A 22832-nucleotide genomic window follows, 5' to 3' on the forward strand; every position below is an offset into this window, starting at 1 on the left:
AGCAATGGGTCAAAAAGTACATCCAAATGGTATTCGTCTAGGCATCGTTAAGCCTTGGAATGCTACATGGTTTGCTAACACCAAAGATTTCGCTGACAACCTAGACGGCGACTTCAAGGTACGTCAGTTCCTTACAAGTGAACTGAAAAAAGCGTCTCTATCACGTATCGTTATCGAGCGTCCTGCTAAGAGCATCCGTGTGACTATTCACACTGCTCGTCCAGGCGTTGTTATCGGTAAGAAAGGTGAAGACGTTGAGAAGCTACGCGCAGCTGTAGCTAAAATTGCAGGTGTACCAGCGCAAATTAACATCGCTGAAGTACGTAAGCCTGAACTAGATGCGCAACTTGTTGGTGATAGCATCGCGTCTCAGCTAGAGCGTCGTGTTATGTTCCGTCGTGCTATGAAGCGCGCAGTACAAAACGCAATGCGCCTAGGCGCTAAAGGTATCAAAGTGGAAGTAAGCGGTCGTCTAGGCGGCGCTGAAATCGCACGTTCAGAGTGGTACCGTGAAGGCCGTGTGCCTCTACACACTCTACGTGCTGACATTGATTACGCAACTTCTTCGGCTCACACTCAATACGGTGTGATCGGCATTAAAACTTGGATCTTCAAAGGTGAAATCCTAGGTGGTATGCCAGCAGCTAACGCTGTAGAGCCTAAAGGCGACAAGCCTAAGAAGCAGCGTAAAGGCCGTAAGTAAGGAGTCGACAGATGCTACAACCTAAACGTACTAAGTTCCGTAAGGTTCAGACTGGTCGTAACCGTGGTCTAGCTAAAGGTACTGATGTAAGCTTCGGCGAATTCGGTCTTAAAGCTGTTGGCCGTGGTCGTCTAACTGCTCGTCAAATCGAAGCGGCACGTCGTGCAATGACACGTCACGTTAAGCGTCAAGGTAAAATCTGGATCCGTGTGTTCCCAGACAAACCAATCACAGAAAAACCACTTGAAGTTCGTCAAGGTAAGGGTAAAGGTAACGTTGAGTACTGGGTAGCCCAAATCCAACCTGGTAAGGTTATGTACGAAATGGGTGGTGTACCTGAAGAATTGGCACGTGAAGCGTTCCGTCTTGCGGCACGTAAACTGCCTTTCAAAACTACATTTGTAACTAAGCAGGTGATGTGATGAAAGCACAAGATCTACGCGAGAAAAGCGTTGAAGAGCTTAACGCTGAGCTAATGAATTTGCTACGCGAACAGTTCAACTTGCGCATGCAAGCTGCGACTGGTCAACTACAGCAAACTCATACTCTGAAAGCTGTACGCCGTGATATCGCACGTGTGAAAACTGTTTTGACTGAGAAGGCAGGCGCATAATGAGCGAAGTAAAACGTACTCAACAAGGTCGTGTTGTTAGCGACAAGATGGACAAGTCTATCACTGTTGCTATCGAACGTTTCGTAAAACACCCAATCTACGGTAAATACGTAAAACGTACGACTAAAGTACACGCACATGACGAGAACAACGAGTGTGGCCTAGGCGACACAGTTGAAATCGCAGAGTGTCGTCCACTGTCTAAGACTAAGTCTTGGACTTTGGTAAAAGTTCTAGAAAAGGCGAAGATTTAATCTCGTTAATTCTATGAAACTAAAGCGGCTCCAAAATATTTTTGGAGCCGTTTATTTTTTGACTACCCAATCACAAAAAAGGGTGGTACAATTCGCGTCCCTTTTAAAGAGGCAGCCCGACCCGTGATGGGTCTAGTTATTAATATTTAGCGGAGCACTAACATGATCCAAATGCAAAGTATGCTGGACGCAGCTGATAACTCAGGCGCACGCAGCGTAATGTGTATTAAGGTTCTGGGTGGCTCTCACCGCCGTTATGCACATATCGGTGACGTCATCAAAGTTACTGTGAAGGAAGCAATCCCTCGCGGTAAAGTTAAAAAAGGTGATGTTCTGAAGGCGGTGGTAGTGCGCACCCGTAAAGGCGTACGTCGTCCTGACGGTTCTGTCATTCGCTTCGACCGAAATGCTTGCGTATTGCTAAACGACAATACTGAGCAACCAATCGGTACACGTATCTTTGGTCCTGTGACACGCGAACTTCGTGGCGATAAGTTCATGAAGATCGTTTCACTGGCTCCAGAAGTTCTGTAAGGAGCACGTAGAAATGGCAGCTAAAATCCGTCGTAATGACGAAGTAATCGTTCTTGCTGGTAAAGACAAAGGCAAGAAAGGTAAAGTAACTAAGGTTCTAGCAACTGGTAAAGTTATCGTTGAAGGTATCAACCTAGTTAAGAAACATCAGAAACCTGTTCCAGCTATGGGTATCCAAGGCGGTATCGTAGAGCAAGAAGCAGCTATCGACGTTTCTAACGTGGCTATCTTTAACGCAGCTACTGGTAAAGCTGACCGTATCGGTTTCCGTTTTGAAGACGGCAAAAAAGTTCGTTTCTTCAAGTCTAACGGCGAAACCGTTTCTAACTAATAGAAGTAATTTGGAGTTCTACTATGGCGAAACTGCATGATTACTACAAGTCGTCTGTAGTCGCTGAACTGACCAAACAGTTCGGTTACACAAGCGTCATGCAAGTCCCTAGAATCGAGAAAATCACCCTAAACATGGGTGTTGGTGAAGCAATCAACGATAAGAAACTGCTAGAAAATGCAGCGTCTGATATGGCAACGATCTCTGGTCAAAAGCCACTTATCACAAAAGCGCGCAAATCTGTTGCAGGTTTCAAAATCCGTGAAGGCTACCCTATCGGTTGTAAAGTAACCTTGCGTGGCGAACGTATGTGGGATTTTCTTGAGCGTTTAATTAACATCGCTCTTCCACGTGTACGTGACTTCCGTGGTGTTAGCGCTAAGTCTTTTGACGGTCGCGGTAACTACAGCATGGGCGTTCGCGAGCAAATCATCTTCCCGGAAATCGACTTTGATAAAGTTGATCGAGTACGCGGTCTAGACATCACTATTACGACGTCTGCTGGTACTGATGAGGAAGGCCGTGCTCTGCTGGCTGCCTTTAACTTCCCATTCCGTAAGTAAGGTGAAGGGTTACTGTTATGGCTAAAAATTCAATGAAAGCACGTGAAGCAAAACGTGCGAAGCTAGTAGCTAAGTTCGCTGAAAAGCGTGCTGCGCTAAAAGCTATCATCAGCGATGTAAACGCATCTGAAGAAGATCGTTGGAACGCGGTTCTTACACTGCAATCTCTTCCACGTGATTCAAGTGCATCACGTCAGCGCAACCGTTGCAACCAAACTGGTCGTCCACACGGTTACCTACGTAAGTTCGGTCTAAGCCGTATTAAGGTTCGTGAAGCTTGCATGAAAGGCGAGATTCCGGGTCTTCGTAAGGCTAGCTGGTAATTGCCACTTAATCATTTGGAGTAAATCATATGAGCATGCAAGATCCGATTTCGGATATGCTGACCCGTGTTCGTAACGGTCAGGCAGCAAACAAAGTTGCTGTAAAAATGCCTTCTTCAAAGCTTAAAGTTGCAATTGCTGCACTACTAAAAGCTGAAGGTTACATCGTTGACTTCGCTGTTGAAGGCGAAGCAAAACCTGAGCTAGAAGTTACACTTAAGTACTTCCAAGCTAAACCAGTAATCGAGCAACTTAAACGTGTTTCTCGTCCAGGTCTACGTGTTTACAAGAAGAAAGATGAACTTCCTTCTGTAATGGGTGGTCTTGGTATTGCTATCGTTTCTACTTCCAAGGGTCTTATGTCAGACCGCGCTGCACGTAAAGCAGGTCTTGGTGGTGAAATCATCGCTTACGTAGCTTAATAAGGAGTAGACTATGTCTCGTGTTGCAAAAGCACCTGTCGCTATTCCAGCTGGCGTAGAGGTGAAACTAAACGGCCAAGAAATCACTGTAAAAGGTGCGAAAGGCGAACTAACTCGCGTTCTTAACAACGCAGTTGTAATCGCTCAGGAAGAAAATAACCTGACTTTCGGTCCTAAAGAAGGTGTTGCTAACGCATGGGCTCAAGCAGGTACTGCTCGCGCTCTAGTTAACAACATGGTTGTTGGTGTTACTGAAGGCTTTACTAAGAAGCTAACTCTTAAAGGTGTAGGTTACCGTGCTGCTATCAAAGGCAACGCTGTAGGTCTAACACTAGGCTTCTCACACCCAGTTGAGCACGAGTTGCCAGCGGGTATTAAAGCTGAATGTCCAAGCCAAACTGAAATCGTGATCACTGGTGCTGACAAGCAACTAGTTGGTCAAGTTGCGGCTGACATTCGTTCTTACCGTGAGCCTGAGCCATACAAAGGCAAAGGTGTTCGTTACGCAGATGAAAATGTGCGTACTAAAGAAGCTAAGAAGAAGTAAGGTAACACTATGGATAAGAAAGCATCTCGCATCCGTCGTGCTACACGTGCACGTCGTAAGATTGCAGAACTGGGTGCGACTCGCCTAGTTGTACACCGTACTCCTCGTCACGTGTACGCACAGGTTATCGCGGCTAACGGCTCTGAGGTTATCGCAGCAGCTTCTACTGTAGAAAAAGCGATCCGTGAGCAAGTGAAATACACTGGTAACGTTGATGCAGCTAAAGCAGTGGGTAAAGCTATTGCTGAGCGCGCTCTAGAGAAGGGCGTAACTGCAGTTGCATTTGATCGTTCTGGTTTCCAATACCACGGTCGAGTAGCGGCGCTAGCAGAATCTGCTCGCGAAGCTGGTCTGAAATTCTAAGGTAGGGTTGGAAGATGGCTAAAGAACAACAAGTTCAAGCGAATGATTTGCAAGAAAAGCTAATCGCAGTTAACCGTGTTTCTAAAACGGTTAAAGGTGGTCGAATCATGAGCTTCACTGCACTAACAGTAGTTGGTGACGGTAACGGTCGTGTAGGTTTCGGTTACGGCAAAGCTCGTGAAGTACCTGCAGCGATTCAAAAAGCAATGGAAAAAGCGCGTCGTAACATGACTACGATCGCTCTAAACGAAGGCACTCTTCACCACCCAGTGAAAGGTCGCCATTCGGGCTCTAAAGTTTACATGCAGCCTGCTGCAGAAGGTACTGGTGTTATCGCAGGTGGTGCGATGCGTGCAGTACTAGAAGTTGCTGGTGTACACAACGTACTATCTAAAGCGTACGGTTCTACGAACCCTATCAACATCGTTCGTGCAACGATCGATGCACTAGGTAGCATGAAGTCACCAGAAATGGTTGCTGCTAAACGTGGTCTAACTGTTGAATCTATTTCGGAGTAAGAACACCATGGCAACTATTAAAGTAACTCAAACTAAAAGCTCAATTGGTCGTCTGCCAAAGCACAAAGCTACTTTGCGCGGTCTAGGTCTTCGTAAAATCAACCACACAGTAGAACTTGAAGATACTCCGTGTATTCGCGGTATGATCAACAAGGTTTACTACATGGTTAAAGTTGAGGAGTAATCAGAATGCGTTTGAATACTCTAGCACCGGCTGCTGGCGCGAAAACTTCTGCGAAGCGAGTAGGTCGTGGTATCGGTTCAGGCCTAGGTAAAACTGGTGGCCGTGGTCACAAAGGTCAAAAATCACGTTCTGGCGGCAGTGTTCGTCCAGGTTTCGAAGGCGGTCAGATGCCTCTGAAACAACGTCTACCAAAATTCGGTTTCACTTCTCGTAAGAGCCTAGTGTCTGCTGAAGTTCGTCTAGCTGAGCTAGCGAAAGTTTCTGGTGACGTAGTTGATCTAAACAGTCTTAAAGCTGCTAACATCATCACTAAGAACATCGAATTTGTAAAAGTTGTTCTTTCTGGTGAAATCAACAAAGCAGTGACTGTTAAAGGTCTACGTGTGACTAAAGGCGCTAAAGCTGCAATCGAAGCTGCAGGCGGTAAAATCGAGGAATAATCTCGAGGAACGAGGTACAGATGGCTAAGAAACCAGGACAAGATTTTCGTAGTGCTCAGAGCGGCTTAAGTGAACTAAAGTCGCGCTTGTTATTCGTAATTGGTGCACTTTTAGTATTCCGAGCCGGCTCTTTTGTGCCGATTCCTGGTATTGACGCTGCTGTACTTGCCGATTTGTTCGAACAGCAAAAAGGTACCATCGTTGAAATGTTTAACATGTTCTCCGGTGGTGCTCTTGAGCGTGCATCTATATTAGCATTGGGCATCATGCCGTATATTTCGGCATCTATTGTTGTCCAATTGCTAACTGTAGTTCATCCAGCGTTAGCTGAACTCAAAAAAGAGGGTGAAGCAGGCCGTCGTAAGATAAGCCAATACACACGCTACGGCACGCTTGTACTTGCAACCTTCCAAGCTATAGGTATTGCAACTGGCCTACCAAACATGGTCGACAATCTGGTTGTTATCAACCAAACCATGTTTACGCTAATTGCTACCGTAAGTTTAGTAACCGGTACCATGTTCTTGATGTGGTTAGGTGAACAAATTACAGAGCGCGGAATTGGTAACGGTATTTCGATACTGATTTTTGCAGGTATTGTTGCTGGATTGCCTTCTGCAATCGGTCAAACAATCGAGCAAGCGCGTCAAGGTGAATTGCATGTACTTCTTCTGTTGCTAATCGCGGTATTAGCTTTTGCAGTAATTTACTTCGTTGTTTTCATGGAACGTGGTCAACGCCGAATCGTCGTTAACTATGCGAAACGTCAACAAGGTCGTAAAGTATTTGCTGCGCAAAGCTCGCATTTGCCTCTTAAAATTAACATGGCAGGTGTAATTCCAGCGATTTTTGCATCAAGTATTATCTTGTTCCCAGGAACATTGGCTCAGTGGTTTGGTCAAAACGGTGAGAGCAGCGCGTTCGGTTGGTTAACTGACGTGTCTTTGGCTCTTAGCCCAGGTCAACCGTTGTATGTAATGCTTTATGCAGCAGCAATTATCTTCTTCTGTTTCTTCTACACGGCGTTGGTTTTCAACCCGCGTGAAACAGCAGATAACTTGAAGAAGTCTGGTGCATTCGTACCCGGTATCCGCCCAGGTGAGCAGACAGCGAAATACATTGATAAAGTAATGACACGTTTAACCCTTGCTGGTGCACTGTACATTACCTTTATCTGTCTGATTCCCGAGTTCATGATGGTCGCGTGGAACGTACGTTTCTACTTCGGCGGTACATCGCTACTAATCGTAGTTGTTGTAATTATGGACTTTATGGCACAGGTACAGACTCATCTGATGTCTCAACAGTATGATTCTGTGTTGAAGAAAGCGAATCTGAAAGGCTACGGCCGTTAATCCGGCGGTAGACTCAGTTTCATTTACGGAGTTTAGCAATGAAAGTTCGTGCTTCCGTTAAAAAAATCTGCCGTAACTGTAAAGTAATCAAGCGTAACGGTGTCGTTCGCGTGATTTGCAGTGAGCCAAAGCACAAACAGCGCCAAGGCTAATTAGCAGAAATTTTTACTTGAAAATGAAGGTTGGGTCGAGTATATTCCTCGGCCTACCTTTTGCGTGCAAAAGAAGTAGTATTCCGCAGCGTATCCATAACGGGCTTTGCTGCGGCTAATTCTTTTATAGAAACACTTAGGAGTGAATAATGGCCCGTATAGCAGGCATTAACATTCCTGATCAGAAACATGCAGTAATCGCTCTAACAGCGATCTACGGCATCGGTAAGACTCGCTCTCAAGCTATCCTAGCTGAAGTGGGTATTGCTGAAAATGTTAAGATCAGTGAACTAACTGAAGAGCAGATCGATCAACTGCGTGATGGTGTAGCTAAGTACACTGTAGAAGGTGATCTACGTCGTGAAGTATCTATGAACATCAAGCGTCTTATGGACCTTGGCTGTTACCGTGGTCTTCGTCATCGTCGCAGTCTACCACTACGTGGACAGCGTACTAAAACCAACGCTCGCACCCGTAAGGGTCCGCGTAAGCCGATCAAGAAATAATCGGGAAGGTAGAGTACAATGGCTAAACAACCAACTCGCGCTCGTAAGCGCGTACGCAAGCAAGTTGCAGATGGCGTTGCGCACATCCATGCTTCTTTCAATAACACAATCGTAACCATTACTGACCGTCAAGGTAACGCTCTTGCATGGGCTACTGCAGGTGGTTCTGGTTTCCGTGGTTCTCGTAAGTCTACTCCGTTCGCTGCACAGGTTGCTGCTGAGCGTTGTGCTGAAATGGCTAAAGAATACGGCCTAAAGAACTTGGAAGTTATGGTTAAGGGTCCTGGTCCAGGTCGCGAATCTACTGTTCGTGCACTAAACGCCGCTGGTTTCCGCATCACAAACATCGTTGATGCTACACCAATCCCTCATAACGGTTGTCGTCCACCTAAGAAACGTCGCGTATAACGTTTCTAGGACAATTGGAGAAGAATCATGGCAAGATATTTGGGTCCTAAGCTGAAGCTTAGCCGTCGTGAAGGCACTGACTTATTCCTTAAGTCTGGTGTTCGCGCGATCGATACCAAGTGTAAAATTGATAACGCACCAGGTGTACACGGCGCTCGTCGCGGTCGTCTATCTGAGTATGGCGTTCAGCTTCGTGAGAAGCAAAAAGTACGTCGTATGTACGGCGTTCTAGAAAAGCAATTCCGTAACTACTACAAAGAAGCTGCTCGCCTAAAAGGCAACACTGGTGAAAACCTACTTCAGCTTCTTGAAGGTCGTCTTGATAACGTAGTTTACCGCATGGGCTTTGGCGCAACTCGCGCAGAAGCACGTCAGCTAGTTAGCCACAAAGCTATCCTAGTAAACGGTAAAGTTGTAAACGTTCCTTCTTTCAAAGTAGCGGCTAATGACGTTGTTTCTATTCGCGAGAAAGCTAAACAGCAAGCTCGTATCAAAGCAGCTCTAGAAGTTGCTGAACAACGTGAAAAACCAACTTGGATTGAAGTAGATGGTGGCAAGATGGAAGGTACATTCAAGCGTATGCCTGAGCGTTCTGATCTATCAGCTGACATCAACGAACAATTGATCGTCGAGCTTTACTCTAAGTAAGGTTTAAACTAAAGAGAGGACACAATGCAGGGTTCTGTAACAGAATTTCTTAAGCCACGTCTAGTTGACATCGAACAAATCAGCTCGACTCACGCAAAAGTAACTCTTGAGCCATTAGAGCGTGGCTTTGGTCATACTCTGGGTAATGCACTTCGCCGCATCCTTCTATCTTCTATGCCAGGTTGTGCTGTAACAGAAGTAGAAATTGAAGGCGTACTTCATGAGTACAGCACGAAAGAAGGCGTTCAAGAAGATATTCTTGAAATTCTTCTAAACCTTAAAGGTTTGGCTGTGCGCGTTGCCGAAGGCAAAGATGAAGTGTTCATTACTTTGAACAAATCAGGCTCGGGCCCTGTGGTTGCAGGTGACATCACCCATGATGGTGATGTAGAGATCGCTAACCCTGAACACGTAATTTGTCACCTAACGGATGACAACGCTGAGATCGCAATGCGTATCAAAGTTGAACGTGGTCGTGGTTATGTTCCAGCTTCTGCGCGTATCCATAACGAAGAAGACGAGCGTCCTATCGGTCGCCTACTAGTAGATGCTACTTACAGCCCAGTAGACAAAATTGCCTACGCTGTAGAAGCAGCTCGTGTAGAACAGCGTACTGATCTAGACAAGCTTGTTATCGATATGGAAACAAACGGTACTCTAGAACCTGAGGAAGCAATCCGTCGTGCAGCTACAATCCTAGCTGAACAATTGGATGCATTCGTAGATCTTCGTGATGTACGAGTTCCTGAGGAGAAGGAAGAGAAGCCAGAATTCGATCCGATCCTACTGCGTCCTGTAGACGATCTTGAACTAACAGTTCGCTCTGCTAACTGTCTGAAAGCAGAAGCGATTCACTACATCGGTGATCTAGTACAACGTACTGAGGTTGAGCTACTTAAAACGCCTAACCTTGGTAAAAAATCTCTTACTGAGATTAAAGACGTACTTGCGTCACGTGGTCTGTCTCTGGGCATGCGCCTAGAAAACTGGCCACCTGCATCAATCGCTGAAGATTAATCGATACTAGTTAGAAGGATTAGGTCATGCGCCATCGTAAGAGTGGTCGTCAACTCAACCGCAACAGCTCACATCGCAAAGCGATGTTCAGCAACATGGCTAGCTCTCTAGTACGTCATGAAGTTATCAAGACTACTTTGCCAAAAGCAAAAGAGCTACGTCGCGTAGTTGAGCCTTTGATTACACTAGCTAAGACTGACAGTGTTGCTAACCGTCGTCTAGCATTTGCACGTACTCGTGACAACGAAGTAGTTGCAAAACTATTTAACGAACTAGGTCCACGTTTTGCTGCTCGTCAGGGCGGTTACACTCGTATCCTAAAAGCTGGCTTCCGTGCTGGTGATAAAGCTCCAATGGCTTACATTGAGCTTGTAGATCGCCCAGCTGCTGAAGAAGCTGCTGAGTAATCAGTTCGTAAGAACGAGAAAGCCGAGCATTAGCTCGGCTTTTTTGTATCTGTAATTCAGTAAACCTTTATATCCAGCCTGCATTTATTTCAACCCATGCAGACTGGCAATTTAAAAAGTGATTATCACTTGCGCTTATTTACTAGTATTCCACAACCCGCCCAACGAACTTAGAAGCCCTTCGCTAGCGCCTTGCTTGTTCAAGTAATCCAAGATTACTGGAGCAAACTGACTGATCATAGATGGGTCTAAACCTAACGTATCGAATGCACTTTTTACTGCACTGATATTCTCAATATTTCCTAGTAAGCTTTGTGCCCCTTGCAAGTTTGAAAGTCCAGGAATCAAAGACTGTAATTCACTACTATTTTCTTGCGAAAGCTGGCTTTGAGCCAAAGCGAGTAGCGCACCACTGCCTCCGGCTGCTTGCTCAGTGGATACTGGTAATTGGCTAGTTAGCATGTCTGTTAATGGAGATGACTCGGTGTTCAAGCTGCTGCCGACCATGTCCATCAGGCCACTTTCTTTACTTTTTTGAGTGACTGAATCTAAGAATGCGTGCGCACTACCAATGTTGATTGATAGGAGTGCTAGAGTTAGGAGTGTTTTACGCATAGTACCTCCAAAGGTTGAGCGTTTTTTAAAAGTGATTTTATTTTTAAAGGCTATCAGAGTGAAAGGTTCAGAGGTGAGAAAGTTTATTCAGTTTAGACAAAAAAACGGCGCTAGTGCGCCGTTTTATTTAATCATAATTGAAAATGGTTTCAATTAGATAATATCTAATAGTTCTACTTCGAAAACTAAAGCTGCAAATGGAGGGATAGCCGCACCAGCGCCACGCTCACCGTACGCAAGATCTTGTGGTACGTATAGCTTCCACTTAGAGCCAACAGGCATTAGTTGTAGTGCCTCTACCCAACCTTTGATTACACCTGTAACAGGGAATTCAGCAGGTTGACCGCGAGATACAGAGCTATCGAATACAGTACCGTCAGTTAGCTCACCGTGGTAGTGAACGCGAACTGAGCTTTCTGCTGTAGGAACTGCACCAGTACCTTCAGAAATGATTTCGTACTGAAGACCAGAGTCTAGAACGTTAACTTCAGGTCGTAGAGCGTTGTCTTTTAGGAACGCTTCGCCTTCTGCTGCCGCAATTTTTGCTGCTTCTTGGCGAGCTGTTTCTGCACGAGTGTGAAGTTCTTGTAGTGCTTTGTTGATTTCATCAATTTCGATTGATGGCATGTCACCAGTTAGTGCTGTTGCAATACCCGCTGCGATAGCATCAACGCTAAGACCTTCAAGACCAGAGCCTGCAAGTTGCTGACCCATTTGCAGACCAATGCCGTAGCTTGCTTTTTGTTCTGCAGTTTCAAATTTAATTTCAGACATGAATGTCGCTCTTATTAGGAGTGATAAAGGTAACAGGATATCAGTTTCGAGCTTAGGTTTAAATGATTGCGACTGAATGCTTAATTGAGGCGGCCAGGTTGTGACTTATCTCTTACTCCAAGTGAAATTTCTGCTAATTTAATCCCAATTCCATTTTAGTTTGGTGAAAAACATATACTCTCCGCGTCGGTATTTTTATACTGACCGTAGAAGTATTAAGGGACTCATTACAATGAATCGTCGCAGAAAGAAAAAGCAGCAAGTCGACTATGTCGAATTGGTTAAACAAAAATTCGCTGCTATCGACTGGAAGCAGCCGTTCAACAAAGAGCAATGGTTGGAGCGTATACAGCCTGTTAAGCAGTTTTGGTTGCGTCTGCCTAAATTTCATCAGCGTGCTTTGATGGTCTTAGTGCCATTGATTCTGGTACTCCTTGTTATTCCTTTGCCAAATAAAACAGATCAACCAGTTGAGCAGACTGAGGTCGATCATCAACGCGTAGCGATTGAGCTGAACGCGCAGAGTTTAAGCCAGCAGAGAACCTCTCAGAACTCTGGACCGAAATCTGAAGACTGGAAAGAGTACACGGTTAAAAATGGTGATACATTAGCGCAGGTTTTCAGAAGTAATCAGCTCTCTATGGCGGATCTTAGCGCTCTGGTCAAAATAGAAGGCAGTGATAAGCCGCTAAGCCAAATAAAGCAGGGACAGTTGATTCGCTTTAAGCTTAGTGACGAAGGCGAGTTAGATATGCTACAGCTGGAAAAAAGCGGGCGGTCCGTTATGTTTTTCCGTTTGTCGGATGGGACCTTTGGGCGTAACAAGTAAACGCTTCAAATGAAAAGACGCGAATATATCGCGTCTTTTTAGTTAGTTTTTTAATTCGATTAGTTTTCATAGTAACCAATCGAATTGAAACTTATAGCGCTACGGATTCTTTCCGCATATCCACATGAGGGATACCATCTTCAAGGTAGCACTCTGAGATAACCTTGAATCCATGACTTGCATAAAACTGGATAAGGTGTTCTTGAGCACCTATATCTATTGTCTGCCCTGGCCATAATGTTTCGCATTGTGCCAATGCCTTGTCCAATAACTTATGACCTAAGCCACCGCCTCGCGCGGTCTGCTTTGTCACCACTCGACCAATACTCACATTGTCATACGTAGTGCCTGCGGGCAGTAATCGTGCGCAAGCAACCAGTTCATCACCGTGATAGCCTATTAGATGATAAACGCCTTCGAGTGTGTCCTTACCATCAAGTTCAGGATAAGGGCAGGTTTGTTCAACAACGAATACATCCACACGCAATTTCATCATTTCATACAGCTGTGTGGTTGTTAGCTGAGCAAAGGGCAAAGTAATCCAAGTGAGCATGTTGTCATCCGTAATGAGAATAGAGTGACTGACTTTACTTTGTTTTGAGCTCATACTCATTAACAAAGGTTAATTAGCACTGGTTTTCCCACCAAATCTGGTGATAATGTGCCCTCTTTCCATCTCACCTGAGGATATCCCCGTGAGCAAACAAACATTCGATCAAGTAGGGCTTAACCCAGCGTTACTTGCCACACTTGATTCCCTGAACTATACCCACATGACGCCAATTCAAGCTTTGAGCTTGCCTGCAATCCTAAAACATCGTGATGTCATCGGGCAGGGTAAAACGGGCTCAGGTAAAACCGCTGCATTTGGTTTAGGGGTTTTATCGAACCTCAACGTCAAACGCTTTCGTGTCCAGTCATTAGTATTGTGTCCAACGCGTGAGCTTGCAGACCAAGTAGCGAAGGAAATTCGTACTTTAGGTCGCGGCATTCATAATATTAAAGTGCTTACTCTCTGCGGTGGGATGCCTATGGGGCCACAAATTGGTTCGCTGGAGCATGGTGCGCATATCCTAGTTGGTACTCCTGGTCGTATTTTGGATCACCTTGAAAAAGACCGAATTGATCTTAGCGAACTGAATACCTTGGTGCTAGATGAAGCTGATCGCATGTTGGACATGGGTTTCCAAGACGCATTAGATGCAATCATCGATGCAGCGCCAAAGCAGCGTCAAACTCTACTTTTCAGTGCTACTTTTCCAGAAAAAATTGAGCAAATTGCGCAGCGTATAATGCAGACACCGGAAGTGATTAAGGTGGAATCGACGCATGATACCTCAAGCATTGCGCAGTACTTCTATAAAGTTGAAGGCTCGGAAGCACGTGATGAAGCGTTGGCGAATTTGCTGCTGACTCACCAACCAGAGTCCGCGGTGGTTTTTTGTAATACCAAAAAAGAAGTTCAAAGTGTCGCAGATGAGTTGCATCACAAAGGATTCAGCGTTATCGATATCCATGGGGACTTAGAGCAGCGTGAACGCGACCAAGCATTGGTGCAGTTTGCTAACAAGAGTGTGTCTATCCTTGTTGCAACAGACGTTGCGGCGCGTGGTTTGGACGTTGATAATCTTGACGCTGTCTTTAACTTTGAGCTATCGCGCGATCCTGAGGTTCATGTGCACCGTATTGGTCGTACAGGTCGTGCGGGTAGTAAAGGTTTAGCGTTCAGCTTTTTTGGTGAGAAAGACGGTTTACGTGTAGCTCGTATTGAAGAATACCTAGAGATGGACGTGGTACCAGCAACATTGCCTGCCAAATCAAATCAGCAGCCATACCAAGCGAAAATGGTGACGATTAACATTGATGGCGGTAAGAAACAGAAAGTACGACCGGGTGATATTTTAGGTTGTCTGACAGGAAAAAATGGTATTCCAGGCTCTCAAGTCGGAAAGATCCATTTGTTCCCTGTGCGCGCTTATGTTGCCGTCGAAAAGTCTGTGGCTAAAAAGGCTCTACAAACCATTAGTAACGGCAAGATGAAAGGGCGCCAGTTCCGGGCGCGAATTCTTAAATAGCTCAAATAGCATAGAAAAAGCTCTTCGTTTGAAGAGCTTTTTTCTTTTTTGAGTTTATTTGAGAGTGTGATCTTTGGTTAAGCGCGCTTTGATTCGGCTCAAACTGATTGGCGTAATGCCGAGGTAGGCCGCAATTTGACTATCGGTAATACGTTGCTTTAAATCTGGGTAATGAGCGCAAAATAATTGATATCGTTCTTCTGGAGAGTAGAGCAACATAAAGCGTTCTTTATTCTCTTTATTAACCAGTTGGTTTTCGAGTAGCTTTAAGTAAATGGCGTGCTTTTCTGCTCGCCAGTGATGCAACATTTCAATTGGCAAGCAAAATAGCTGACAAGCGCTCAGCGTTTCCAATAAGTAAGGCGAAGGTTGGTCCTTTATTATGCTCTCAAACCCGATAACCCAGTCCTTCTCCCAATAAAATTCTTTACTGAATTCTTTGCCGTGCTCCGTGAGATAGCTTGCGTGGCATAACCCCTCAATGATGAAGTAAAGGTGTGAGCTCAACTCCCCTTGGTGATTAAGAATGTGGCGTGTAGGCAGTTCGAGCAACTCACCATTTTCAATAAGTTGGTTTGCTTCTGTCTCTAAAAAGCCATGTTTGACTAAGTCTGAAAAAAGATCGCTGTGCATGTGATAACTCGGAAACGGTTTTCTTTATTTTAACGGGTTTTATTGATAACAAAAAAGCGGCTCATGAGAGCCGCTTAGTGTTGTTGTCAAATCAACCTTATTTATTCAGACCGATTTGATAAATTGCGAAACCAATGTCGTCTGTTGACACGCGTTTCATTGGGTATTGTCCTTTCTCTTTGATGAACTGCGCCGCTTTATCGCTAGGGGAGGTTTCGAAACGAATATCTAGCTTGTTATCGGACTTAATCGGTGCGAAAGACCAGTTGTTGTCAGCGCTTGGTGTCACTTCTCCTTTTTCTTCACTCACGCGAGAAATATAAGTGGCGACGACAGAGCGGTTTTCATCTGGTGCGTCAAACGCAATGAAATCTGGGCCTGTACCAGGGAAAGTATTGCTATATGCACGGTAGTTATTGGTTGCGATGATGAAATCTTGCTTCGGATTGACAGGCTTACCATTGAACGTCAGATTCACAATGCGCTGAGAATCTGGATTAATCACTTTACAATCCGCATCGTACTTCGGCGGTTGGGTAACGTCGATTTGGTAGTTAACCCCATCAATAACATCGAAGTTGTACGTACGGAAATTATCCCAATCAATCAAAGATTGCGGTTTAGGATTGTTGATGTCGATGTGGTTGAATTGACCCGCACTGCACTCTAGCCATTCGCGAACTTCTTTACCTTTCACTTTCATCGCAACCAAGGTGTTTGGGTATAAGTAAAGATCGGCCGCATTACGGAAGGTGAGCTGACCGGATTCTACTTCTGTAAAGTTATTCGGATCGTTCTTACGACCGCCGACTTTAAATGGTGCTGCCGCACTCAGTACTGGAATGTCAGAAAGGTCTGGGTCGCCTTGAATAAAGCGTTCTACGTAGTCTTTCTGAGCAAGGTTAACGATTTGAATGGTGGGGTCGTCCTGCACTAATGCCAAGAAGCTGTACATGACATCATTTGCTTTGCCGATTGGTTGGTTTACAAATTCACGAGTGCCTTTGTGATCATCTTCTAACGCTTTCACAATATCTTCATCGGCTTTAGCTAATGACTTCTTATTTACTTTATCGAAGATAGGGCGTGCTTCTGCTTGGCCTTCGACGACTTGCCATCTGCCGTCTTTCTCTTTCAGCATCAAATCCATCACACCTACGTGACTTCCCCAGCGACCCGGCATCACGGACGTTACACCATTGATGGTCCCTTTATCTATATCAACACCAGGTAGGTTTGCGAAGTCTTTCCCTGGGAAGACTGCGTGAGAGTGGCCAAAAGCAATTGCATCAATACCTTCAACTTCTGTGAGGTAGTAAACAGAGTTTTCAGCGCCTAGCTTGTATGGATCAGTAGAAATGCCCGAGTGTGGAATCGCCACAATCACGTCTGCGCCTTCTTTCTTCATTTGAGGAATCAGTTTCTCTGCTGTTTCCTTAATGTCTTTAGCAAAGACTTTGCCTTCTAAGTTCTTCTTATCCCACACCATAATTTGTGGTGGTACAAAGCCGATGTAACCCACTTTTATTTGATGCGCTTCGCCGTTTGTGTCTTTAAATGTGTGAGTTTTGATGAGGTAAGGCTTGAAGTAATGCTCACCGGTTTGTTTATCAAATACGTTTGCATTGATGTAAGGGAAGTTTGCACCCTTCAACGTCGTTTGTAGGAAATCTAAGCCATAGTTGAACTCATGATTGCCAATGTTGCCCACATCGTAGTCTAGCTGGTTCATCGCTTTGTAGACTGGGTGCACGTCGCCGGGATTAATCCCCTTTGCCGCCATGTAATCGCCCATTGGGCTGCCCTGAATTAAATCACCGTTATCTACTAGTACCGTGTTTTCTGTCTCGGACTTAGCTTGTTTCACTATTGTCGCTGCGCGACTTAAACCGATTTGCTGTGATGGTTGGTCTTTGTAGTAATCGTAATCCATCACGTTGGTGTGAATGTCGGTGGTTTCGATAATACGAAGCTTGATGGTATCGGCCATTGTTGGGCCAGCAAGCGTTAGCATGCCACTTAATACTGCGAGGGAAATAGGATGAACTGCCACTTTCATTTGGTGCTCCAATTCAATGATAAGGGGAAATCGTACTGCGTAATGTATCAAACACAGATGCAACTCGATGATAAAGATACAGAAAACTGTGAACATTAATCAGTTTACTGAACCTTATTCATATTAACCGCCGACTTTTTCACGCTTTTGAATGAGACCAAACAAAAACTTCTTAGCAGATTTTTGAATAAAAAATGAAATTTTAGAATTTCAGGTAATATAAACGCCCCGCCATAATGCTTGCATAACGATATCAATGGACGATGAGCAAGCACATGGCAACGAACGATTCAGTCACTTCTTTTCCTAAACCAAAGCCCCGGTTAGTTTCTGACAACCCAGTCGCTGGTGTTACTCGTTTTGCAAAGCAATCGCTACAGCCTGGTGAAGTCGCCTTAGTAGGTGCAGGACCAGGTGATCCTGAACTTCTGACGGTGAAAGCACTGAACTGCTTGCAGCAAGCTGACGTGGTTTTGTACGACTACTTGGTGTCTGAAGAAATCATGGCATTGATTCCAAGCGATACGATTTTGGTGTGCGTTGGGAAGCGAGCTGGGCATCACAGTGTGCCGCAGGAGAAGACGAATCAGCTTTTGGTGGATTTTGCCAAGCAGGGCTACAAAGTAGTGCGCATTAAAGGTGGGGATCCGTTTGTATTTGGTCGTGGTGGTGAAGAGTTAGAAGTGCTTGCTGATGCCGGCGTTCGTTTTCAAGTTGTCCCTGGCATTACCGCAGCAGCTGGCGCAACCGCTTATGCTGGTATTCCACTGACTCATCGTGATTATGCGCAATCGGCCATCTTTGTGACTGGCCACTTGAAAGAAGAAAGTGATGAGATGGATTGGTCCACGTTGGCGCGTGGGAATCAGACTTTAGTGATCTACATGGGGCTGATGAAATCACACTATATTCAGAATCAACTCATTAAGCATGGCCGTTCAGCGTCGACTCCGATTGCCATTATTGAGCGTGGCACGCAGATTCAACAAAAAGTATTTACGGGAGAACTCTCCCAACTCTCTGATTTATCGAAGGAAGCACAATCGCCATCTTTGATTGTTGTCGGAGAGGTAGTGCGGCTGTCTCAAAAGTTAGACTGGTTTTTGTCTAGTACTGAATTCAACAAAAGTGCTATTGCCAACTCCATATAATTTCAGACCAAAGATTAGAGACGTAATGCGCCTTCAAGCTTAAAAAGGAAATACAAAACATGGACCAACAACGTTTAACTCACCTTAAACAACTCGAAGCGGAGAGTATCCACATCATCCGTGAAGTTGCGGCTGAGTTTGATAACCCAGTCATGATGTATTCGATTGGTAAAGACTCATCAGTGATGCTGCACCTTGCGCGTAAAGCTTTTTACCCAGGTAAGATTCCATTTCCATTGCTGCATGTTGACACCGATTGGAAGTTCCGCGAGATGATTGAATTTCGTGATCGCACCGCGGCCAAATACGGTTTTGAGCTTTTGGTACATAAGAATCCAGAAGGTCTAGCCATGGGCTGTAGTCCGTTTGTTCATGGTTCTTCTAAGCACACTGACATCATGAAGACTCAAGGCTTAAAACAAGCGCTGAACAAGTACGGTTTTGATGCGGCCTTTGGTGGTGCGCGCCGCGACGAAGAGAAATCACGGGCGAAAGAGCGCGTGTATTCATTCCGCGATAAGAACCATACATGGGATCCTAAAAACCAACGTCCTGAGCTATGGAAGACGTACAACGGCCAGGTCAATAAGGGTGAGAGCATTCGTGTATTCCCGCTGTCTAACTGGACTGAGCTTGATATCTGGCAATACATCTATTTAGAAAACATCGAGATCGTGCCGCTTTACCTCGCGGACAAACGCCCAGTTGTTGAACGCGATGGCATGCTGATCATGGTTGATGATGATCGTATGGAGCTTCAACCGGGTGAAGTGATTGAAGAGAAGAGTGTGCGCTTCCGTACCCTTGGTTGTTATCCATTGACTGGGGCCATCGAGTCTGAAGCAAACACTTTAACTGGCATTATCGAAGAGATGCTGGTGGCAACGTCGAGTGAGCGCCAAGGCCGAGCGATCGACCACGATCAGTCAGGATCGATGGAGCTTAAGAAACGTCAAGGTTACTTCTAAAGGATCTAAGGAAAGATAATGAACAGTGCAGTTGAAGCTCAATTAGCCGAGCTTGGTATCGAAGGCTATTTAACACAACACCAGTACAAGTCGTTACTTAGATTCTTGACTTGTGGCTCGGTGGATGACGGTAAAAGTACATTAATCGGTCGCTTACTCCATGACTCAAAACAAATTTATGAAGATCAGCTAGCGGCAGTGCACTCAGACAGCCAACGTGTGGGTACCACGGGTGAAAAGCCTGACCTTGCGTTGTTGGTCGATGGCTTACAAGCTGAGCGTGAGCAGGGGATCACGATTGATGTGGCTTACCGCTATTTCTCGACGCAGAAACGTAAATTCATCATTGCAGATACTCCTGGACACGAGCAGTACACACGTAACATGGCTACAGGTGCATCGACATGTGACTTAGCTGTGATTCTGGTTGATGCACGTAAGGGCATTCTCGATCAAACTCGTCGTCACTCTTTCATTTCCAACCTGTTGGGCTTGAAGCACTTTGTTGTGGCGATCAACAAGATGGACTTAGTGGATTACTCGCAAGAGCGCTTTGAAGAGATCCGCGACGAGTATTTGAAGTTCTCTGAGAATCTGACAGGGGATATTGATATTCAAATCATCCCGATCTCAGCGCTTGAAGGGGACAATGTGGTGGATAAAGGCCAAAACCTGACTTGGTTTAAAGGCCCATCATTGCTTGAGCTTCTTGAAACGGTCGATGTGGATCAAGAAAAAGGCGCGGGTGAATTCCGCTTCCCTGTGCAATACGTTAATCGTCCTAACCTCGATTTCCGTGGTTTTGCGGGGACCATTTCTTCTGGTTCGATCAAAGTCGGTGATGCCATTAAAGCATTGCCATCGGGTAAAACGTCAACTGTGGCACGTATTGTGACCTTTGATGGTGATATCGAAGAAGCTCGTGCCGGATTAGCTGTCACTCTGACGCTAAGCGATGAGATCGATATTAGCCGTGGCGACTTAATTGTTCTAGATAATGCTCAAGTGGAAACCACAAACCATTTGCTTGCCGATGTGGTGTGGATGACAGAGCAACCCCTGCAACCGGGTCGTGACTATGACATCAAAATCGCAGGTAAGAAAACCGTAGGTCATGTTGAAGCGATTCGTCATCAATATGACATTAATAATCTCTCGACTCATAGCTCGGCAGAGCTGCCATTGAATGGTATTGGTTTGTGTGAATGGTCTCTTAATGAGTCAGTCGCGCTGGACAATTATCAAGACTGTGCAGATACCGGTGGCTTTATCATTATCGATCGTCTGACGAACGTGACGGTTGGTGCCGGCATGGTTAAAGAGAGCCTCGCCGTGGTTGAGCGCGATTTGACGGACATCTCTGCGTTTGAAGTTGAGCTTAATGCGCTTGTCCGTAAACACTTCCCACACTGGGAAGCAAAAGACGTCAGCCAGTTGCTGAAAAAGTAACTGGCTCACCCAAGTACGATAATTTCAGACACTGTCTGCTGCTGTACTTGGGGCGTCGCTACCTAACTGAATTGCGAAATGTCGTTAGGTATTCTCCTAATACCAGAATGCTTCGGTGGAGCCCAAGAAAACCGAGCATTCTGATGTTCTTTTCGCTTGCGCTGATTTTTGTCTGTTTACTCGTTTGTCGGTGTCTCATGGATAAATGAGTCGTTGTTGTGCCCTTTGGGGCTATTTGGTAAGGAAAGGCTATGTGGGAACAAGGGTTTGTGTTAGCGATTTTGCTTGGCATTATCACTTGCTTGCTTGTCACGAAAATTAAGCCTAGTTATGTCTTTGCGGGTGCCGCTTTTATTGCATTCATGGCTGGGATGATGGATTCAGCCACTATCGCATCCAATTTTACCAACTCTTCATTGTTAACCCTGGTTCTATTGATTCTTGCATCCTGTGCTCTAGAAAAAACACTGCTGATCAGTTGGGTGAGCCGAAGTATCTCTGAGGGCCAGTTAGGCAGCGTGATTGCTAAGCTCGGTGTGTCGACCGCCTTGCTTTCTTCATTTACGAATAATACCGCTGTGGTTGTCTCATTGATTGGGGCGATTAAGCGTAATCAGCAGCATGCACCTTCGAAATTACTTATTCCCTTGTCTTACGCCGCCATTTTTGGTGGCACGTTAACTTTGATTGGTACGTCGACTAACTTAATCATCAACAGCTTTGTCGAAGACGCAGGCTTACCGAGCCTGAGCTTTTTTACACCCACGATGATAGGTTTGGCTGTGCTGGTGGGAGGGATGCTGATTCTTATCCCGCTCAGCTACTTGCTACCGAATTATGATGATCAAAACCAAGAAGATTTACCTTACTTTCTTGAGTCTCGCGTTGAGCCAGGCTCACCGTTAGTTGGGCGTACGATCAGCGAGAATAATTTACGTGCGCTGCGCAAACTGTTTCTTGCAGAAGTGGTGCGCGATGGTGTTACTGTTTCTTCTGTGGGACCGGATTTTGTGCTCAATGCAAAAGACCGCCTGTTATTTTGTGGCGATGTTGAGAGCGTCGCGACCCTGCAAGAAATTCCGGGCCTCAAGTTGTTTGGTCAGCAGCACTTAAATGGGCAAAACTTTATCGAAGTTGTGGTGAGCTCGTCGGCGACGTTTTGCTACAAAACCCTCAAAGAGAGCCGATTCCGCGACCGATTCGATGCCGTTGTTGTGGCGATTCGCCGAGGCCACGAACGCCTAGAAGGTGGCTTGGGTAGCATTACCTTAGCGCCAGGGGACACGTTAGTTCTGGTTCCAGGCAAGCGTTTTGAGTCTGAACGCCGAGCTCATCGTAAAGAGTTTGTTTTAGTGCATGACTTGGACTCTAGCGCTCGGCTTGATACTAATAAGTCTTCCATTGTATTACTGGGCTTTGCAGCCGTAATTGGATGCGCTCTATTAGAGTTAGTACCGATTATTAAAGGTCTAGCTGCGTACCTTATCGCGCTTATTGCGTTTGGTATTGTGCAGATTTCAGAACTGCGCCGCCGTTTTCCGATTGATATCGTCGTGATTGTCGGTTCCGCTTTGTCTATTGCTCAACTGATGATCTCTTCTGGATTGTCAGAAAGAATGGGAGTGATGTTTATTGAAGCGTTTAATGGCTGGGGAGTATTTGGTGCCTTGGTGGCGACTTATATCATGACATTGGTACTCACTGAATTGGTGACAAACAATGCCGCGGCTGCGCTTTCTTTTCCTATCGGCTATAGCATGGCGGTGGGTTATGGCGTGGATCCGATGCCATTCATCATGGCGGTTTTGTTCGGCGCGAGTGCGAGCTTTATCTCTCCCTACGGTTACCAAACTAACCTGCTGGTGTACAGCGTAGGAAATTACAAATTGACCGACTACGTGAGAATTGGAGTGCCAATTTCGATTGTGTACTCTGTATTAGTACTTACTTTGATCCCGGTCTTTTTCCCGTTTTAATTCCGATATTTACAA

At 45.5% G+C, this 22832-nt stretch carries 32 protein-coding genes; 27 read left to right on the forward strand and 5 right to left on the reverse strand.

The annotated features are described in order from the left end of the window. The first annotated feature begins 4 nt into the window (after nt 1-4). The 21 genes from rpsC to rplQ all read left to right on the forward strand — a co-directional run bounded on the left by rpsC (nt 5) and on the right by rplQ (nt 10288). Nucleotides 5-703 (forward strand): 30S ribosomal protein S3, encoded by a 699-nt coding sequence (rpsC, locus tag R8N49_RS10195; RefSeq protein WP_005383161.1) that lies wholly within the window; start codon nt 5-7, stop codon nt 701-703. Nucleotides 704-714: 11 nt separating this feature from the next. Further along, nucleotides 715-1125 carry a 50S ribosomal protein L16 gene (gene rplP / locus R8N49_RS10200; RefSeq protein ID WP_005379577.1) on the forward strand — a complete coding sequence of 137 codons (411 nt, stop codon included), beginning with the start codon at nt 715-717 and terminating at the stop codon, nt 1123-1125. Then, the gene (gene rpmC / locus R8N49_RS10205; RefSeq protein ID WP_005379576.1) at nt 1125-1316 is read left to right on the forward strand and encodes a 50S ribosomal protein L29; all 192 of its coding nucleotides are present in this window, start codon (nt 1125-1127) and stop codon (nt 1314-1316) included. The genes rplP and rpmC overlap by 1 nt, the downstream gene beginning before the upstream one ends. After that, nucleotides 1316-1570: a 30S ribosomal protein S17 gene (gene rpsQ, locus R8N49_RS10210; RefSeq protein ID WP_005379575.1), complete on the forward strand. Its 255-nt coding sequence runs from the start codon at nt 1316-1318 to the stop codon at nt 1568-1570. Before rpmC ends, rpsQ begins: the two co-directional genes overlap by 1 nt. A gap of 162 nt (nt 1571-1732) precedes the next feature. Further along, nucleotides 1733-2104 (forward strand): 50S ribosomal protein L14, encoded by a 372-nt coding sequence (rplN, locus tag R8N49_RS10215; protein WP_004410450.1) that lies wholly within the window; start codon nt 1733-1735, stop codon nt 2102-2104. Between the two features lie 13 nt (nt 2105-2117). Next, a complete protein-coding gene (gene rplX, locus R8N49_RS10220) occupies nt 2118-2435 on the forward strand; it encodes a 50S ribosomal protein L24 (RefSeq protein ID WP_005379574.1) in 318 nt (105 codons plus the stop codon). A gap of 23 nt (nt 2436-2458) precedes the next feature. After that, entirely contained in the window at nt 2459-2998 is a 540-nt protein-coding gene (gene rplE / locus R8N49_RS10225) for a 50S ribosomal protein L5 (RefSeq protein WP_005379573.1), read from the forward strand. 17 nt (nt 2999-3015) lie between these two features. Beyond that, nucleotides 3016-3321, forward strand: coding sequence for a 30S ribosomal protein S14 (rpsN, locus tag R8N49_RS10230; RefSeq protein WP_004410442.1), 306 nt, complete (start codon nt 3016-3018; stop codon nt 3319-3321). Between the two features lie 29 nt (nt 3322-3350). Next, nucleotides 3351-3743, forward strand: coding sequence for a 30S ribosomal protein S8 (gene rpsH, locus R8N49_RS10235; RefSeq protein ID WP_005379572.1), 393 nt, complete (start codon nt 3351-3353; stop codon nt 3741-3743). A gap of 13 nt (nt 3744-3756) precedes the next feature. Beyond that, a complete protein-coding gene (gene rplF, locus R8N49_RS10240; protein WP_005379570.1) occupies nt 3757-4290 on the forward strand; it encodes a 50S ribosomal protein L6 in 534 nt (177 codons plus the stop codon). Nucleotides 4291-4299: 9 nt separating this feature from the next. Continuing rightward, the gene (gene rplR, locus R8N49_RS10245; RefSeq protein ID WP_005379568.1) at nt 4300-4653 is read left to right on the forward strand and encodes a 50S ribosomal protein L18; all 354 of its coding nucleotides are present in this window, start codon (nt 4300-4302) and stop codon (nt 4651-4653) included. Between the two features lie 14 nt (nt 4654-4667). Then, entirely contained in the window at nt 4668-5171 is a 504-nt protein-coding gene (gene rpsE, locus R8N49_RS10250) for a 30S ribosomal protein S5 (RefSeq protein WP_004745894.1), read from the forward strand. Between the two features lie 7 nt (nt 5172-5178). After that, complete coding sequence (gene rpmD / locus R8N49_RS10255; RefSeq protein ID WP_005379565.1) at nt 5179-5355, forward strand: 50S ribosomal protein L30; 177 nt, start codon at nt 5179-5181, stop codon at nt 5353-5355. Nucleotides 5356-5360: 5 nt separating this feature from the next. Beyond that, nucleotides 5361-5795: a 50S ribosomal protein L15 gene (rplO, locus tag R8N49_RS10260; protein ID WP_005383155.1), complete on the forward strand. Its 435-nt coding sequence runs from the start codon at nt 5361-5363 to the stop codon at nt 5793-5795. Between the two features lie 20 nt (nt 5796-5815). Continuing rightward, on the forward strand, nt 5816-7150 hold the full coding sequence (gene secY / locus R8N49_RS10265; protein WP_005379562.1) for a preprotein translocase subunit SecY: 1335 nt from the start codon (nt 5816-5818) through the stop codon (nt 7148-7150). 38 nt (nt 7151-7188) lie between these two features. Next, on the forward strand, nt 7189-7302 hold the full coding sequence (gene rpmJ / locus R8N49_RS10270; RefSeq protein WP_000868186.1) for a 50S ribosomal protein L36: 114 nt from the start codon (nt 7189-7191) through the stop codon (nt 7300-7302). A 149-nt stretch (nt 7303-7451) separates the two neighbouring features. Next, nucleotides 7452-7808, forward strand: a complete 357-nt coding sequence (gene rpsM, locus R8N49_RS10275) for a 30S ribosomal protein S13 (protein ID WP_005383154.1) — start codon at nt 7452-7454, stop codon at nt 7806-7808. A gap of 18 nt (nt 7809-7826) precedes the next feature. Then, complete coding sequence (gene rpsK, locus R8N49_RS10280; protein WP_001118870.1) at nt 7827-8216, forward strand: 30S ribosomal protein S11; 390 nt, start codon at nt 7827-7829, stop codon at nt 8214-8216. A gap of 27 nt (nt 8217-8243) precedes the next feature. Beyond that, a complete protein-coding gene (gene rpsD / locus R8N49_RS10285) occupies nt 8244-8864 on the forward strand; it encodes a 30S ribosomal protein S4 (protein WP_005383146.1) in 621 nt (206 codons plus the stop codon). A 24-nt stretch (nt 8865-8888) separates the two neighbouring features. Further along, complete coding sequence (locus R8N49_RS10290) at nt 8889-9881, forward strand: DNA-directed RNA polymerase subunit alpha (RefSeq protein WP_005383143.1); 993 nt, start codon at nt 8889-8891, stop codon at nt 9879-9881. Between the two features lie 26 nt (nt 9882-9907). Further along, nucleotides 9908-10288, forward strand: coding sequence for a 50S ribosomal protein L17 (gene rplQ / locus R8N49_RS10295; RefSeq protein WP_005383141.1), 381 nt, complete (start codon nt 9908-9910; stop codon nt 10286-10288). A gap of 135 nt (nt 10289-10423) precedes the next feature. Here rplQ and R8N49_RS10300 read toward each other — a convergent pair whose 3' ends face one another. Together R8N49_RS10300 and R8N49_RS10305 are read right to left on the reverse strand one after the other, a co-directional pair. Next, complete coding sequence (locus R8N49_RS10300) at nt 10424-10903, reverse strand: DUF2780 domain-containing protein (protein WP_017820297.1); 480 nt, start codon at nt 10901-10903, stop codon at nt 10424-10426. A gap of 153 nt (nt 10904-11056) precedes the next feature. After that, nucleotides 11057-11677: an FKBP-type peptidyl-prolyl cis-trans isomerase gene (locus tag R8N49_RS10305; protein WP_005383137.1), complete on the reverse strand. Its 621-nt coding sequence runs from the start codon at nt 11675-11677 to the stop codon at nt 11057-11059. Between the two features lie 232 nt (nt 11678-11909). Between R8N49_RS10305 and R8N49_RS10310 the strand changes: the two genes are divergently transcribed. Then, on the forward strand, nt 11910-12506 hold the full coding sequence (locus tag R8N49_RS10310; protein ID WP_017820296.1) for a LysM-like peptidoglycan-binding domain-containing protein: 597 nt from the start codon (nt 11910-11912) through the stop codon (nt 12504-12506). A gap of 91 nt (nt 12507-12597) precedes the next feature. On the opposite strand, the gene R8N49_RS10315 is transcribed toward R8N49_RS10310, so the two are convergent. Then, nucleotides 12598-13059, reverse strand: coding sequence for a GNAT family N-acetyltransferase (locus R8N49_RS10315; protein WP_017820295.1), 462 nt, complete (start codon nt 13057-13059; stop codon nt 12598-12600). A gap of 142 nt (nt 13060-13201) precedes the next feature. Between R8N49_RS10315 and dbpA the strand changes: the two genes are divergently transcribed. Next, entirely contained in the window at nt 13202-14581 is a 1380-nt protein-coding gene (dbpA, locus tag R8N49_RS10320) for an ATP-dependent RNA helicase DbpA (protein ID WP_318189961.1), read from the forward strand. Nucleotides 14582-14635: 54 nt separating this feature from the next. On the opposite strand, the gene R8N49_RS10325 is transcribed toward dbpA, so the two are convergent. Continuing rightward, nucleotides 14636-15214 (reverse strand): Crp/Fnr family transcriptional regulator, encoded by a 579-nt coding sequence (locus tag R8N49_RS10325; RefSeq protein ID WP_213961923.1) that lies wholly within the window; start codon nt 15212-15214, stop codon nt 14636-14638. A gap of 97 nt (nt 15215-15311) precedes the next feature. Beyond that, entirely contained in the window at nt 15312-17273 is a 1962-nt protein-coding gene (cpdB, locus tag R8N49_RS10330) for a 2',3'-cyclic-nucleotide 2'-phosphodiesterase (protein WP_213961922.1), read from the reverse strand. Between the two features lie 275 nt (nt 17274-17548). Here cpdB and cobA point away from each other — a divergent pair, with 275 nt between their 5' ends. The 4 genes from cobA to R8N49_RS10350 all read left to right on the forward strand — a co-directional run bounded on the left by cobA (nt 17549) and on the right by R8N49_RS10350 (nt 22817). Next, nucleotides 17549-18424 carry a uroporphyrinogen-III C-methyltransferase gene (cobA, locus tag R8N49_RS10335; RefSeq protein WP_031780800.1) on the forward strand — a complete coding sequence of 292 codons (876 nt, stop codon included), beginning with the start codon at nt 17549-17551 and terminating at the stop codon, nt 18422-18424. A gap of 59 nt (nt 18425-18483) precedes the next feature. After that, nucleotides 18484-19392 carry a sulfate adenylyltransferase subunit CysD gene (gene cysD, locus R8N49_RS10340; RefSeq protein ID WP_005379592.1) on the forward strand — a complete coding sequence of 303 codons (909 nt, stop codon included), beginning with the start codon at nt 18484-18486 and terminating at the stop codon, nt 19390-19392. A gap of 18 nt (nt 19393-19410) precedes the next feature. Then, nucleotides 19411-20841: a sulfate adenylyltransferase subunit CysN gene (gene cysN / locus R8N49_RS10345; protein WP_005379594.1), complete on the forward strand. Its 1431-nt coding sequence runs from the start codon at nt 19411-19413 to the stop codon at nt 20839-20841. 251 nt (nt 20842-21092) lie between these two features. After that, entirely contained in the window at nt 21093-22817 is a 1725-nt protein-coding gene (locus tag R8N49_RS10350; protein WP_005379596.1) for an SLC13 family permease, read from the forward strand. Nucleotides 22818-22832 lie beyond the last annotated feature (15 nt).

Source organism: Vibrio sp. 1978 (genome assembly GCF_033344345.1).

What these genes read in the sequence shown, in the direction of transcription:
- rpsH (WP_005379572.1), top strand. Translation starts at nt 3,351, where the DNA reads ATGAGCATGCAAGATCCGATTTCGGATATGCTGACCCGTGTTCGTAAC.
- rplN (WP_004410450.1), top strand. Translation starts at nt 1,733, where the DNA reads ATGATCCAAATGCAAAGTATGCTGGACGCAGCTGATAACTCAGGCGCA.
- rpsK (WP_001118870.1), top strand. Translation starts at nt 7,827, where the DNA reads ATGGCTAAACAACCAACTCGCGCTCGTAAGCGCGTACGCAAGCAAGTT.
- R8N49_RS10305 (WP_005383137.1), bottom strand. Translation starts at nt 11,677, where the DNA reads ATGTCTGAAATTAAATTTGAAACTGCAGAACAAAAAGCAAGCTACGGC.
- rpsE (WP_004745894.1), top strand. Translation starts at nt 4,668, where the DNA reads ATGGCTAAAGAACAACAAGTTCAAGCGAATGATTTGCAAGAAAAGCTA.
- R8N49_RS10310 (WP_017820296.1), top strand. Translation starts at nt 11,910, where the DNA reads ATGAATCGTCGCAGAAAGAAAAAGCAGCAAGTCGACTATGTCGAATTG.
- R8N49_RS10325 (WP_213961923.1), bottom strand. Translation starts at nt 15,214, where the DNA reads ATGCACAGCGATCTTTTTTCAGACTTAGTCAAACATGGCTTTTTAGAG.
- rpmC (WP_005379576.1), top strand. Translation starts at nt 1,125, where the DNA reads ATGAAAGCACAAGATCTACGCGAGAAAAGCGTTGAAGAGCTTAACGCT.
- rpmD (WP_005379565.1), top strand. Translation starts at nt 5,179, where the DNA reads ATGGCAACTATTAAAGTAACTCAAACTAAAAGCTCAATTGGTCGTCTG.
- rplQ (WP_005383141.1), top strand. Translation starts at nt 9,908, where the DNA reads ATGCGCCATCGTAAGAGTGGTCGTCAACTCAACCGCAACAGCTCACAT.
- R8N49_RS10290 (WP_005383143.1), top strand. Translation starts at nt 8,889, where the DNA reads ATGCAGGGTTCTGTAACAGAATTTCTTAAGCCACGTCTAGTTGACATC.
- rplE (WP_005379573.1), top strand. Translation starts at nt 2,459, where the DNA reads ATGGCGAAACTGCATGATTACTACAAGTCGTCTGTAGTCGCTGAACTG.
- rpmJ (WP_000868186.1), top strand. Translation starts at nt 7,189, where the DNA reads ATGAAAGTTCGTGCTTCCGTTAAAAAAATCTGCCGTAACTGTAAAGTA.
- secY (WP_005379562.1), top strand. Translation starts at nt 5,816, where the DNA reads ATGGCTAAGAAACCAGGACAAGATTTTCGTAGTGCTCAGAGCGGCTTA.
- rpsD (WP_005383146.1), top strand. Translation starts at nt 8,244, where the DNA reads ATGGCAAGATATTTGGGTCCTAAGCTGAAGCTTAGCCGTCGTGAAGGC.
- cobA (WP_031780800.1), top strand. Translation starts at nt 17,549, where the DNA reads ATGGCAACGAACGATTCAGTCACTTCTTTTCCTAAACCAAAGCCCCGG.
- rplP (WP_005379577.1), top strand. Translation starts at nt 715, where the DNA reads ATGCTACAACCTAAACGTACTAAGTTCCGTAAGGTTCAGACTGGTCGT.
- rplR (WP_005379568.1), top strand. Translation starts at nt 4,300, where the DNA reads ATGGATAAGAAAGCATCTCGCATCCGTCGTGCTACACGTGCACGTCGT.
- rplX (WP_005379574.1), top strand. Translation starts at nt 2,118, where the DNA reads ATGGCAGCTAAAATCCGTCGTAATGACGAAGTAATCGTTCTTGCTGGT.
- rpsQ (WP_005379575.1), top strand. Translation starts at nt 1,316, where the DNA reads ATGAGCGAAGTAAAACGTACTCAACAAGGTCGTGTTGTTAGCGACAAG.
- rpsC (WP_005383161.1), top strand. Translation starts at nt 5, where the DNA reads ATGGGTCAAAAAGTACATCCAAATGGTATTCGTCTAGGCATCGTTAAG.
- rpsN (WP_004410442.1), top strand. Translation starts at nt 3,016, where the DNA reads ATGGCTAAAAATTCAATGAAAGCACGTGAAGCAAAACGTGCGAAGCTA.
- R8N49_RS10300 (WP_017820297.1), bottom strand. Translation starts at nt 10,903, where the DNA reads ATGCGTAAAACACTCCTAACTCTAGCACTCCTATCAATCAACATTGGT.
- cpdB (WP_213961922.1), bottom strand. Translation starts at nt 17,273, where the DNA reads ATGAAAGTGGCAGTTCATCCTATTTCCCTCGCAGTATTAAGTGGCATG.
- cysN (WP_005379594.1), top strand. Translation starts at nt 19,411, where the DNA reads ATGAACAGTGCAGTTGAAGCTCAATTAGCCGAGCTTGGTATCGAAGGC.
- cysD (WP_005379592.1), top strand. Translation starts at nt 18,484, where the DNA reads ATGGACCAACAACGTTTAACTCACCTTAAACAACTCGAAGCGGAGAGT.
- rplO (WP_005383155.1), top strand. Translation starts at nt 5,361, where the DNA reads ATGCGTTTGAATACTCTAGCACCGGCTGCTGGCGCGAAAACTTCTGCG.
- R8N49_RS10350 (WP_005379596.1), top strand. Translation starts at nt 21,093, where the DNA reads ATGTGGGAACAAGGGTTTGTGTTAGCGATTTTGCTTGGCATTATCACT.
- R8N49_RS10315 (WP_017820295.1), bottom strand. Translation starts at nt 13,059, where the DNA reads ATGCTCACTTGGATTACTTTGCCCTTTGCTCAGCTAACAACCACACAG.
- rpsM (WP_005383154.1), top strand. Translation starts at nt 7,452, where the DNA reads ATGGCCCGTATAGCAGGCATTAACATTCCTGATCAGAAACATGCAGTA.
- rplF (WP_005379570.1), top strand. Translation starts at nt 3,757, where the DNA reads ATGTCTCGTGTTGCAAAAGCACCTGTCGCTATTCCAGCTGGCGTAGAG.